10 protein-coding genes are annotated in these 13,011 nt (G+C 62.1%); 8 read left to right on the top strand and 2 right to left on the bottom strand.

Going from position 1 to position 13,011, the window contains the following annotated elements; genetic code table 11:
* Positions 1-38 precede the first annotated feature (38 nt).
* A complete protein-coding gene (locus ABH944_RS14325) occupies positions 39-506 on the bottom strand; it encodes a DUF2442 domain-containing protein (protein ID WP_404607201.1) in 468 nt (155 codons plus the stop codon).
* Complete coding sequence (locus ABH944_RS14330; protein ID WP_404607203.1) at positions 490-741, bottom strand: DUF4160 domain-containing protein; 252 nt, start codon at positions 739-741, stop codon at positions 490-492. Before ABH944_RS14330 ends, ABH944_RS14325 begins: the two co-directional genes overlap by 17 nt.
* Before the next feature lie 383 nt (positions 742-1,124).
* On the opposite strand from ABH944_RS14330, the gene ABH944_RS14335 reads away from it, so the two are divergent.
* From ABH944_RS14335 to guaD, 8 genes are all read left to right on the top strand, one after another.
* Positions 1,125-2,501, top strand: a complete 1,377-nt coding sequence (locus ABH944_RS14335) for an amidase (RefSeq protein ID WP_404607205.1) — start codon at positions 1,125-1,127, stop codon at positions 2,499-2,501.
* 133 nt (positions 2,502-2,634) lie between these two features.
* Positions 2,635-3,147: a disulfide bond formation protein B gene (locus ABH944_RS14340; RefSeq protein ID WP_404607348.1), complete on the top strand. Its 513-nt coding sequence runs from the start codon at positions 2,635-2,637 to the stop codon at positions 3,145-3,147.
* A 426-nt stretch (positions 3,148-3,573) separates the two neighbouring features.
* Positions 3,574-5,076, top strand: a complete 1,503-nt coding sequence (gene xdhA, locus ABH944_RS14345) for a xanthine dehydrogenase small subunit (RefSeq protein ID WP_404607207.1) — start codon at positions 3,574-3,576, stop codon at positions 5,074-5,076.
* Positions 5,077-5,132: 56 nt separating this feature from the next.
* Positions 5,133-7,565 (top strand): xanthine dehydrogenase molybdopterin binding subunit, encoded by a 2,433-nt coding sequence (gene xdhB / locus ABH944_RS14350; RefSeq protein WP_404607209.1) that lies wholly within the window; start codon positions 5,133-5,135, stop codon positions 7,563-7,565.
* Positions 7,566-7,584: 19 nt separating this feature from the next.
* Positions 7,585-8,610 carry a xanthine dehydrogenase accessory protein XdhC gene (gene xdhC, locus ABH944_RS14355; protein WP_404607211.1) on the top strand — a complete coding sequence of 342 codons (1,026 nt, stop codon included), beginning with the start codon at positions 7,585-7,587 and terminating at the stop codon, positions 8,608-8,610.
* A 28-nt stretch (positions 8,611-8,638) separates the two neighbouring features.
* Positions 8,639-9,664, top strand: coding sequence for an adenosine deaminase (locus ABH944_RS14360; protein WP_404607212.1), 1,026 nt, complete (start codon positions 8,639-8,641; stop codon positions 9,662-9,664).
* A gap of 11 nt (positions 9,665-9,675) precedes the next feature.
* Positions 9,676-11,037, top strand: coding sequence for an NCS2 family permease (locus tag ABH944_RS14365; protein WP_404607213.1), 1,362 nt, complete (start codon positions 9,676-9,678; stop codon positions 11,035-11,037).
* 35 nt (positions 11,038-11,072) lie between these two features.
* Positions 11,073-12,404 carry a guanine deaminase gene (guaD, locus tag ABH944_RS14370; RefSeq protein WP_404607215.1) on the top strand — a complete coding sequence of 444 codons (1,332 nt, stop codon included), beginning with the start codon at positions 11,073-11,075 and terminating at the stop codon, positions 12,402-12,404.
* The last annotated feature ends 607 nt before the right edge of the window (positions 12,405-13,011 follow it).

Here is a 13,011-nt window from a genome sequence, read left to right on the forward strand (position 1 = left end):
CGGCGCCGGCCGCGCAAGCGCGCTTGACCGAACCCCGGCTATTTCTTCGTAAGCACGGCACCTTCGTTACGCTCCACGTTTTCCGCCGTGACCTTGCGCGGCCGGCCGCCGCGCGCGCCGTTCGCGCGCGCCGCGGCAGCTTTGGATTCGCTGCGGCTGGCCCCCCCCTCCTTGCCCAGTCGCCTGGCCATGAACGAGCGCGACCCCAGCACGCCGGCAAGCAACGGCGCCACGAGAATGTCGACGTCGACGGCAGGAAAATACAGACCCGATCCCGATGCGGTGATTTCGATGGTTCCCAGGTCGGTGTCCGAAGCATTTTCCAAACCCTGGATAATCCGCGCGGGAATCGCAAACAGCGCGCCATTGGATAATTCGATAGCCACCCGGCCATCAGCGGGATTGAACAAAGCTGACAGAGCGACCGGATTGCCGGCGAGGTGCTTGCTCATCCGCTCTTCGGCTTCGAGCATCTGGTGCTCGGTGATCTCAACAAAAGCAGTCATGAAGTGTTTTCCATTCAGTGCACAGCGAGCCGACTACGTTTTGCATGCGGCGGGCAAAGGTGTTTGCATCAACGTGTGAAAAGCCGTGATTCCTTTGCAGGGTCGGCGGTCCCGCCGGACAGTGCAGGTCGAATATGGCATGTTGCTTGCCATCAAGAACATGCACGTGGGCAGGATGATGGTCGTTCAAATAAATCACAACGCGGGCAGCGCCGATGCGGAAAATCGTTGGCATGCAGTCACTCTATCTGTTGGTAGCGCGCAAGTAAACCTAAACGCTTGGGTTTTTATAAGGCTGTTGTTTTCCGCCGTAAAAGACGCCTGCAGGACCTGACCAAGCTTAGGGAGGAAGCCGCTGCCGCGCTATCAGCCGAATGGCCGAGGAGCCCGGTTAATCAAGCGCCGCGCGCGTCGCGTCGAGTATTTCCTACTCGACTGGCTTAGAATGACAGCCACTTTTGGGCAAGTTATCCCAAGCGTTTCATGGTGGGCGTCAGCGCAGCAAAGCCGCGGCGCCATGGCGTGAACGGATCACTTCCCGCGCGTCCCAGCCCGTTTTGCAACGTCGTTTTGCAGCGCTGTTTCTAGCCCGTCAAGCCACCGGTTTCTCTCGACATCATGCCCACCACTTCGCCTCAGTTCGCGCCTCTCGCACAACTCGCCGCCTCGCTACGCGACGGTAAAACCACCAGCCGCGAGTTGGTGGAGCAGGCGCTCGAGCGCATTGCAGACCCTTCGGGACAAGGAGCGGTCACCTTCCTGCACGTCGATGCAGAGCGTGCCCGCGCTGCCGCCGACGCCCACGACGCACTGCGCCGCGCCGGCACGGTGCTTTCGCCGCTCGCAGGCATTCCCGTGTCAATCAAGGACCTCTTCGACATCGAAGGCCAGGCGACACGCGCGGGCTCGCGTGTACTGGCTGACGCGCTGCCGGCCAAAACCGACGCCATCGCCGTGGCGCGGCTGCGGCGTGCGGGCGGCGTGATCGTCGGGCGTACCAACATGAGCGAATTCGCGTTCTCCGGACTCGGGCTGAACCCGCATTACGGAACGCCGCGCTCGCCGTATCGAAGGGATGTGCCGGGTGACGAGCGGATTGCCGGCGGCTCGTCGTCCGGGGCTGCGGCGTCGGTGGCGGACGGCATGGCCGCCATCGCACTCGGCACCGACACCGGCGGTTCCATCCGCATCCCTGCCGCGCTTTGCGGACTCACCGGTTTCAAACCGACCGCTGCCCGTGTGCCCACCCAAGGCGCCATCCCGCTCTCCACTACACTCGACTCGTTCGGACCGATAGGCTTGTCGGTTGCGTGCTGCGCACTCGTCGACCGTATCCTGGCCGGGCGCGACTCCGGTGTGCCCGCCACGCGGCCACTGGATGGCGTGCGTCTTGGCGTGCTGACCAACTACGTCATGGACGGCGTTGACGAAACGGTCGCCAACGCATACTCCGCTGCAATCGGACATCTGTCGGCAGCTGGCGCCCTGGTGGAAGACGTGCGTTTCGCACCGCTCGAGCGGCTCGCCGAGATCAACCGCTTCAGCTTCGCGTCTGTCGAGGCTTATGCATGGCACCGGCCGCTACTGCAGGCCCATGCCGATCAATACGATCCGCGCGTGCACGTACGGATCATGAAAGGCCAGCCCGCCAGCGCAGCCGATTACATAGACCTGTTGCAAGCGCGCGCGGCGATGATCGAGCAGGCGCGCGCGCTGTGGCAGCGGTTCGACGCCATCGTGTGTCCGACCGTGCCGGTCGTGCCGCCGCGCGTGGCCGGTCTCGAACACGACGACGAAGCGTTTGCCACGACCAACGCGCTGATCCTGCGCAACCCCTCCGTTTTCAATTTCCTCGATAGTTGCGCGTTGTCGCTGCCGTGCCATCCTCGGGGAGAAGCGCCGGTCGGCCTCATGCTGGCCGGGGCGCCGTTTGGTGACGACGCCCTGCTCTCCATCGGCCGTGCCGTGGAAGCCGTACTCGAAACCACGCGCTGAGCGACTCATGCCGCGCCTGAAACCGCCTCACTTACAGCGATCGCGATAGAATTCCGTCGCCAGATGTGCTCTTTCAGGTGCTTTTTTCTCGAACAATTCGGAAAATATGAACAACTCCTTGAATCATTTCACCATGCACCAGGACGAGCGCGGGATTCGCCGCGAACGCCGGTTGTTGGTTTTGCTCGCTGTGATTTGTCTGGGGCTCGTTGGCGGAGCACTCTATCTTCAGTTCGTCAAAGGCGAAGATCCCTGTCCGCTGTGCATTATTCAACGATACTTTTTCGTGCTGATCGCAGTCTTTGCGCTGCTCGGCGCTTCCTTCAATGGGTGGCGCGGGATTGCATTGCTCGAGACGCTGGTCGCGCTTTCCGCCCTCGGGGGCGTGGTGGCAGCCGGACGGCATGTCTATGTGCAGGCACATCCCGGATTCAGCTGCGGGTTCGACGCACTTCAACCCGTCGTGGATGCTCTTCCCCCCGCGCAATGGCTGCCTCAGGTATTCAAGGTCGCGGGACTTTGCGAAACGCCCTATCCGCCCATTCTGGGGCTCTCGCTTCCGCAATGGGGCCTTATCGCATTTGGGGTGATCTTCCTGGCTGTCGCCGGCAGCTTGTGGGGTAAGCGCAGATTGCGGGCGGGTTGAAGACAATTGCCGGGCGGTTCGGATCCTCGCCGAACCGTTCTTTTCGCTTGATGCAAGCCAGAGGTCACCGTGCGCGGCAGGCTCCTGGCTGACCAAAACCACCTCGTACCTTTCTTGCGCCGCCGCCCCCCGCCATCCGGGTGCGTCCGGTTTGAACACCGGCCAGGCCCTCGCCCATTCGGCTCGCCGCAGTCTCCCTCATTCCCTCAATATCCCTCTGTATGGGGTTTTGGCGCTTTTTTCGCCGACCCTCATTCGGCTGTTCGCATAGTCTTGATACGTTCACCGGAATCTATTTGAGATATTGCGGTGATATCGTTATTTCTGGATGGCGATCCACGTGCGCTCTTTCGGCCAGGTTTCTTTTAAGTCCTGAAGCCGATTTCGCGTAACGCGCGCCCGATCCGCAATGTCTCGGACTTCTATATGACAACGCAAACCATCCGGTTTTTTCAGCACAACGCCATCCGCGAAGTGCGCGACGTACCCGCCTCCCGCACGGTGCTCCAGCATTTGCGCGAGCATGACCAATGCACCGGCACCAAAGAGGGCTGCGCCGAAGGCGACTGCGGCGCCTGTACAGTCGTTATTGGCGAACTCGATGCAGACGGCCAACCCGTCCTCAAAGCGGTCAACGCCTGCATCCAGTTCATGCCGACACTTGATGGCCGGGCACTCTTTACTGTAGAGGACCTGCGCGCCAAGGACGGCACGTTGCATCCGGTCCAGCAGGCCATGGTCGATTGCCACGGCTCGCAATGCGGCTTCTGCACGCCGGGTTTCGTGATGTCGATGTGGGCGCTGTATCAGAACCAGCCCGCCGACGCAGGCCTCCCCACCCGCGACGAAATCAACGCCGCCCTCTCCGGCAACCTCTGCCGCTGCACGGGTTATCGGCCGATCGTGGATGCATCGCAGAAGATGTTCGAGTACCCTCGCGCAGCCCTCGATCACGACCATCTCAAACGCCAGCTCGAAAGCATCCAGCGCAAGGAAACGTTCGAATACGCCGCGCCCGACGCACGCGGCGCCGCATTCGGCCACCCGACGTTCTTCGCGCCCGTCTCGCTCGCCGAGTTCGCCCGCCTGCGCGCCGAGCACCCGGATGCGCGCATCCTGGCCGGCAGCACCGACGTCGGCCTGTGGGTCACCAAGCAATTCCGCAATCTCGGCGACATCCTGTATATCGGCAATGTGACCGAGCTCAAGTCGATCACCCGCGACGGCCAGTGGCTGACCATAGGCGCTGCGGCGTCGCTGGAAGATTCGTATGGCGCGCTCTCGTCGGTTTATCCGGAACTGGCGGAATTGTGGACGCGCTTCGCATCAAGGCCGATCCGCAACGCCGGCACGCTCGGCGGCAATGTGGCGAACGGTTCGCCCATCGGTGACTCCATGCCCGCGCTGATCGCGCTCGATGCGGAAATCGTGCTGCAGAAAGCCACCAAAGTCCACACGATGCCGCTCGACGCCTTTTATCTCGGCTATCAAAAATCCGCGCTGGAACCCGGCGAATTCGTTGCCGGGGTTCGGGTGCCGCTGCCGTCGGCGAAATTGCGCTTCCGGACCTACAAGATCTCCAAGCGCTACGACCAGGACATCTCGGCTGTGTGCGCCGCGTTCGCCGTGACGCTCGACGGCACCCGCGTAAGCGCCGCGCGTTTCGCGTTTGGCGGCATGGCCGCCACGCCCAAACGGGCATCGAATGCGGAAGCCGTGCTGGTGAACGAAGAGTGGAACGAGGCCAATGTGGAAGCGGCCATGCGCGCGCTGGACGTCGACTTCCAGCCGCTCACCGACATGCGGGCGTCGAGCGCATACCGCAGCAAGGTGGCGCGCAACGTGCTGTGGCGTTTTTTCCTCGAGACCCGTGAGGATTCGCCGCTCGCACTCCACGATGTCAACGCGTTCGTATTCGACGTGCAATGAGCGGCCTGACGTCACATCCGTCACGCCACGCCATACCAAGCTTTAAGGACCACGCGATGAACAAGCGTACCGATCCACACCACATCGACCGTGCTGCCGACAACGCACTCGCATTGCAAGCCGGCGCGGCAAAACCGCAGCGCGCGGCGATCGGCGTCGGCTTGCCGCACGAATCGGCGAACCTGCATGTCAGCGGCGAAGCGACTTACGTTGATGACATCGGCGAAGTGCGCGGCACGCTGCACGCGGCGCTCGGCCTGTCGCGGCATGCGCATGCGCGCATTGTCTCGATCAATCTCGACCTCGTGCTGGCCGCGCCGGGCGTGATCGCCGTGTTCACCGCCGACGACATCCCCGGCGAGAACAATTGCGGTCCCGTGCTCCACGACGACCCGATCCTCGCGAAAGACGAAGTGCTGTACCTCGGACAGCCGGTGTTCGTCGTGATCGCGGAAACGCACGATCTCGCGCGCCGTGCGGCAGCGCTGGCGAAGAGCGAAGAAGTGGTCCGGTACGAACCGCTCGAAGCCATCCTGACGCCACGCGACGCGAAAGCGAAACAGCAGTTCGTGCTGCCGCCGCTGCATCTCAAACGCGGGGATCCGGACGGAAAAATCGCATCGGCGGCGCATCGGCTGCAAGGTGAATTCGAAGTCGGCGGGCAGGAGCAGTTCTATCTCGAAGGGCAGATTGCCTATGCCATTCCGAAGGAACTCGACGGCTTGCTCGTCTACAGTTCCACGCAGCATCCGAGCGAGATGCAGCATCTGGTCGCGCACATGCTCGACTGGCCGACGCATAACGTCATCTGCGAATGCCGCCGGATGGGCGGCGGTTTTGGCGGCAAGGAATCGCAGTCGGGGATCTTTGCGTGCATCGCTTCGCTGGCGGCGCATTTGCTGCATCGGCCGGTGAAATTGCGCGCGGATCGCGACGACGACTTCATGATCACCGGCAAACGCCACGACGCCATCTACACCTACGAAGCCGGTTTCGACGACGACGGCCGCCTGCAAGGCGCGCGTGTGGAAATCGCGTTGCGCGCGGGTTATTCGGCGGATTTGTCGGGCGCGGTGGCCACGCGCGCCGTCTGTCACTTCGACAACGCGTATTACCTGCAGGACGTCGATATCACCGCGCTCTGCTGCCGCACCAACACGCAGTCGAACACGGCGTTCCGCGGTTTCGGCGGTCCGCAAGGCGCGCTGGTGATGGAAATCATGATGGATGAAATCGCCCACCGGCTGAAGCGCGATCCCGTCGATGTCCGCCGCGTGAACTACTACGGCATCACCGAGCGCAACGTCACGCCGTACGGCCAGACCGTGGAAGACAACGTGATCGCGCCGCTGACCGACGAACTGGTGGCATCGAGTGCGTATCTGCAGCGGCGCAAGGCCATTGCCACGTTCAATCAAACGAGTCCCGTGCTCAAGCGGGGCATCGCTTTCACACCGGTCAAGTTCGGCATTTCGTTTAACGTACCGTTCCTGAACCAGGCCGGTGCGCTCGTACATGTCTATAAAGACGGCTCCGCGCTCGTGAATCACGGCGGCACGGAGATGGGCCAGGGCCTGAACACGAAGGTCGCGCAAGTCGTGGCGAACGCGCTGGGCGTGCCGTTGTCGCGCGTGCGCGTGACCGCCACCGATACCTCGAAGATCGCGAATACGTCAGCCACCGCCGCGTCCACCGGTAGCGACCTGAACGGCAAGGCGGCCGAAGCCGCCGCGCTCACCATTCGCGGACGGCTCGCGGAACTCGCCGCGAAACAGCTCGGCGGACGCGCGGAAGACGTGCGTTTTCACGACGGCGTGGTCGAGTCGAACGGCGGCCAGATGCCGTTCGACCAGCTCGTCGGGGCGGCCTATCTGGCACGCGTGCAGTTGTGGTCGGATGGCTTTTACGCCACGCCCAAGGTCAACTGGGATTCGAAAACGCTGACCGGCCAGCCCTTCTACTACTTCGCGTATGGCGCGGCGATCTCGGAAGTGGTCGTCGATACGCTCACCGGCGAATGGCGCCTGTTACGCGCGGACATCCTCCACGACGCGGGGCAGTCGATCAATCCATCGCTTGATATCGGCCAGGTGGAAGGGGGGTTTGTCCAGGGCATGGGCTGGCTCACAACAGAAGAACTCTGGTGGAATCGCGACGGCCGCCTGATGACGCATGCGCCGTCCACGTACAAGATTCCGTCGGTGAGCGATATCCCGGCTGCAATGAACGTCGCGCTCTACGAGAACCAGAACGTCGAGCCGACCGTGTTCCGCTCGAAAGCCGTGGGCGAACCGCCGTTGCTGCTCGGCTTCTCGGTGTTGCTGGCCATCCGCGCCGCGGTGGCGTCGGTCGCGCCGGACTCGGTCGACGCGCCCGCCCTGCGCGCCCCCGCCACGCCCGAGTCGATCCTGAATGCGCTTGACGCGCAGGCATCGAAAGCGCTCGCCGCGACGGCTCCGGACCTCGCCCAGCCCGTGCCGGTCAACTAACGAACCCGGAGCCTATTCGATGCAAGCCTGGCTGCACGATCTGCAACACCTCCTCGCACACGGCGACGCCGTCGTGCTGGTGACGGTCGCGCGCGTGGAAGGCTCGGCGCCGCGCGAAGCGGGCACGAAGATGATCGTCACACGCGACGACGCACGCCACACCATTGGCGGCGGGCATCTGGAGTGGAAGGCTATCGAAACGGCGCGGCAGGTCCTGAAAGACGGCGCGCGCAGTCTGCACATGCGCCGGCTCGAGCGTTTCGCGCTTGGTCCGAGCCTCGGCCAGTGCTGCGGCGGCGCGGTCGTGCTGGCGTTCGAACGGCTGGATATAAGCGATCTTGGCTGGGTTACGTCGTTGAACAAACGCATGGCGCAAAGACTAGCCACCGTCCGCAGCGTCGGCTTTGGCCCGACTCCGGACGGAGTGATGATCTCTGACCCGGAACCGGGCGTGACCGGTCCGGATTGCTTGCTCTGGGACGGTGCGGGTTTCGATGAAAGCGGCGCATTGCTCACGGAAATCATCACGCTGCGCGAGTTTCCAGTCGTGCTGTTCGGTGCCGGCCACGTGGGCGCGGCGCTGGTCAGGGTGCTCGCGAATTTGCCCTGCCACGTAGTGTGGGTGGACGAGCGCGATGAAACCTTCCCGCCCATGGACCGGCTCCCCCCGAATGTCACGATTGACGCCAGTGGAATCCCGGAAGCCGCCGTGGACGAGGCGCCGGCCAATAGCTACTTTTTGGTGATGACCCACAACCACGCGCTCGATCTCGCGCTCGCCGAACGTATCCTCCGGCGCGGCGATTTCGCCTACTTCGGCATGATCGGTTCGCATACGAAGAAGGTGCAGTTCGAACGGCGGCTGGCGGCGCGGGGCATCGACAACATGCGAATCGGGCGCATGACGTGTCCCATCGGCGTGCCCGGCATAGCCGACAAAGCGCCGGAGATGATTGCCATATCAGTCGCAGCGCAGTTGCTGCAGAAGGTCGAGGAACGCGCGGCGCACAGCTACAATTCCGCGCAGCATCCGCAAATCGCGTGATCCAGACCTTTTAAAGCACAAGACAAGCATGAATCCCACTCTCGCTGACAAGATCGCCCGCGCGCCCAAGGCCGAACTCCATATTCACATTGAAGGTTCGCTCGAACCCGAACTGATCTTCGAACTCGCAAGACGCAATGGCGTGACGCTGGCGTACGACTCTATCGACACATTGCGCGCGGCCTATGCGTTCACCGACCTGCAGTCGTTCCTCGATATCTACTACGCGGGCGCGAGCGTGTTGCTGCACGAGCGCGATTTCCACGACATGACGATGGCGTACGTTGAACGCGCGCTCGCCGACCATGTCACGCACACCGAAATTTTCTTCGACCCGCAGACGCACACCGAACGCGGTGTATCGATCGCCACAGCGGTCGCGGGTATCGAAAGCGCGCTGGCCGAAGGCGAGCGGCGCGGTTTGACGAGCAAGCTGATCCTCTGTTTCCTGCGTCATTTGCCGGAAGAAGATGCGCTCAAGACATTCGATGAAGCGTTGCCCTTGTTCGACCAATACAAGCATCGGCTGATTGGTGTAGGGCTGGATTCCTCCGAACGCGGCCATCCGCCTTCGAAGTTCGAACGCGTGTTCGCGAAGGCACGTGAGAAGGGCTTGAAACTCGTGGCGCACGCGGGCGAAGAGGGGCCGCCTGCGTATGTGTACGAAGCGCTTGATCTGTTGAAAGTGGATCGTGTGGATCACGGCGTGCGCAGCATGGAAGACCCGGCGCTGGTCGCCCGTCTGGCCGGTGCGCGCATTGCATTGACCGTCTGCCCGCTGTCGAACCTGAAGCTGCGCGTGTTCGACGACATGACGAAACACACGCTCAAGGCGCTGCTGGACCAGGGCGTGGCCGTGATGATCAACTCCGACGACCCCGCGTATTTCGGCGGCTACGTGAACGCCAACTACTTCGCGATCACTGAAGCCTTGAAACTCACCGATGCCGAGGTTTACACGCTGCTGAAAAACAGCCTGCAAGCGTCGTTCGTGACAGATGCCGAACGCCTTGCAATGGTCGCGAAACTCGATGCCTACTGGCACGCGGCGTGAGCGAGAACGCCATGGCTACGATTACCAACGACACCACCACGCTCGAACGTTTCTTCGGCATCCGCGCGGCGGGTTCGCGCACGAAGACCGAGATTGTTGCGGGCATCACGACCTTTCTCACGGCGATGTACATCATCGTCGTCAACCCCGGGATCCTGTCGCAGGCCGGCGTGCCCTTTCCGGCCGCGCTGACAGCCACGGTGATCGTCAGTTTCCTCGGCAGTTGCGCGATGGGCCTCTACGCGCGCAACCCGGTGCTCGTCGCGCCCGGCATGGGCATGAACGCGCTGTTCGCGTTCGTGATGGTTCACGCCGGCAAGATGCCCTGGCAGACGGCGCTCGGCTGCGTGTTCTGGTCCGGCGTGATCTTCGCGGTGCTTGCGGCGTTCAACGCTCGCAAGCTGGTTGTCGATGCGATTCCGGCGAACCTGCGTCATGCGGTGTCCTGCGGAATCGGATTGTTTATCAGCCTGATCGGGCTGGTCAACGCGAAGTTTGTTGTCAGCGATCCGGTGACGATCGTGCATTCCGCGTCGCTGAATCCGGTGGTGATCACGTTCCTGATCGGTCTCGCGGTGACCACCATCCTGGTCGCGCGGCGCGTGACCGGCGCACTGATGCTCGGGATCATCTTCACGACCGTGATAGCCATTCCAATCGGCCGCTTCTGGGGCGACGGCACCGCTTACTGGCCAGCCGCCATTGCCACCAAAACGCTGGTGAACTGGAACGGTTTGTTCTCGGCGCCGGACTTTTCGGCGGTCGGCCAACTGGATCTGCTCGGCTCGCTGAAACTGATCTACTGGCCGTTTATTTTCGTGATGCTGTTCACGTCTTTCTTCGACGCCCTCTCCACCTTCATGGCGATCTCGGAAGCCGGCAAGCTCTACGATAAAGACGGCAACCCGCGCAACATCCGCCAGTCGATGATGGTCGATTCATTCGCTGCGCTGGTCTCCGCACCGCTCGGCACGAGCCCGGCGAATGCGTACATCGAATCGGCGGCGGGCATTTCCGCGGGCGGCCGCACGGGGCTGGTCGCGGTGGTCGCAGGCTTGTGTTTCCTGCCCTTCCTGTTCCTCTCGCCGCTGCTCTCGCTGGTGCCTGCCATTGCAACTGCGCCCGCGCTGGTGCTCGTCGGTGTGTTCATGATGGAGTCGATCACGCAGATTGAATGGAGCCGTTTCGACGAAGCCATTCCCGCCTTCCTGGCGATGATCCTGATCCCGCTGACGTATTCGATCACCGACGGCATTGCGTACGGTTTCCTCGCATTTGTCGTGATCAAGTCGTGCGCCGGCCGCAGAAAAGAAATCAAGCCGGCGATGTGGATTGTCGCCGCGCTGTCGTTGCTGTTGTTGACACAGCTATAAGGGCGTTGACCCGCTTTACTGGAGATGTTTCACCCATGACTCAGACCGCTTACCGCGCACAGCTACTCACTTTCCGCGACGACCCTGCTTTTTCCGACGACAACGCCGTGTACGAAACCGACGGCATGCTGCTGGTGGAAGATGGCCGCGTGGTGGCGGCCGGCGCGTATGCGGCGTTGCGTGCCGCCATTGCGCCCGACGCAATCCTGAAGGACCTGCGGGACAAACTGATCGTGCCGGGTTTCATCGACTCGCACATTCATTATCCGCAGACCGACATGATCGCTTCTCCTGCGCCAGGTCTGTTGCCATGGTTGAACACCTACACGTTTCCGACCGAGCGCAAGTTCGAAGATCCGGCGTACGCACGCGAGACGGCGGGCTTTTTCATCGATGAACTGCTGGCTTGCGGCACGACCACAGCGCTTGTGTATTGCACGGTCCACAAGCAATCCGCCGATGCCTTCTTTAGCGAAAGCGAGTCGCGCAACTTGCGCATGATCGCAGGCAAGGTGCTGATGGATCGCAATTGCCCGGAGTATTTGCGGGACACAGCGCAATCGGGTTACGACGACAGCGCCGAACTTATCGCGCGCTGGCACGGCCGGGGACGCCAGGAATACGCGCTGACGCCGCGTTTTGCTCCGACCTCGACGGAGGCGCAACTCGAAGCATGCGCCGTGCTCGCGCGGAAGCATCAGGACGTGTATATCCAGAGCCACGTTGCAGAAAACACCGATGAAATCAAATGGGTCGAAAGCCTGTTTCCGGGCCATCGGAGCTATCTGGATATCTACGATCACTACGACTTGCTGCGTGAGCGCGCGGTGTACGGCCATTGCATCCATCTCGACGATACGGACCGCCAGCGCATGGCTGAAACCGGTGCGGTGGCGTCGCATTGCCCGACATCGAACCTCTTCCTCGGCAGCGGTCTGTTCGACATGGAAAAGGCCGGCGCCGCGAAGATGCCGGTGGCGCTTGCAACCGACGTAGGCGGCGGCACGACGTTTTCGATGCTGCAAACCATGGGCGAAGCGCACAAGATCGCGCGCCTGACGGGTCATCATCTGAGCGCGGCGCGGATGTTCTGGCTCGCGACCACGGGCGCGGCTCAAGTGCTCGACATGTCGGACCGCGTCGGAACACTAAAGCCCGGCAGCGAGGCCGATTTCGTCGTGCTGGACCCCGCCGGCACACCCCTGCTTGCGCGCCGGACCACGCGGGCGGAATCGCTGGAAGAACTGCTGTTCGCGTTCGCGATGCTCGGCGACGACCGCGCCGTGTTCGAGACGTATGCAGCGGGAAAATGCGTGCATCGGAGAGAAACGCGGCGCGGGACGGTGCCCGAGTTGGCAGCGGCTTGAGGGACTGCGGTTCGCTTGTCCTTCGCTGTTCCGGTTGATCGGAGCAGGTTAGCCCGAACCTGAGCGCACCGTGGTGCTCCAGGCGTTCCATACGAACAATTCGAGCGCGCCGGATAAATTCGGCGCGCTCGCTGCCTTCACCGCTGAAGCCTGCATACGCGCCTTGATTTCGCTTAATCATCCTTATTGACGGGGCGGGTTCAACTGCCTCTCAAACTCGTTCCCACAGTTCACCTTAATTCCGCTGAGGATTATTCATCGGCGAATTTCACTGTGAACGGAGCAGAACGCACTTCCCGCAGCGCCCCGCCAGACGGGCTCTAAGCTCTTGTTTAAGCACACTTTCCAACTTCCGGCTAAAGTTTAGGTTTTTGGCGACGCCGTGTGCGTACTCACGTCGCGTCCTTTACAGGCGCGTGGATTGAAATAAATAAGCAAACAATCAAATAAGCATGAAGTCACTTGTACAAGCCGTCCGCATCGGCTTATTCATATTTATTGGAGCATTGTCGACACAGGCTTCGGCCTATGCACTGGACTCCCAGCTCGATTGCAAATCGACCGCGCATGCGTTCATCGCGCCGCTTCAGGAAAACCACACGATAGA

The organism is Caballeronia udeis, from assembly GCF_044909315.1.
GTDB lineage: Bacteria > Pseudomonadota > Gammaproteobacteria > Burkholderiales > Burkholderiaceae > Caballeronia > Caballeronia udeis_A.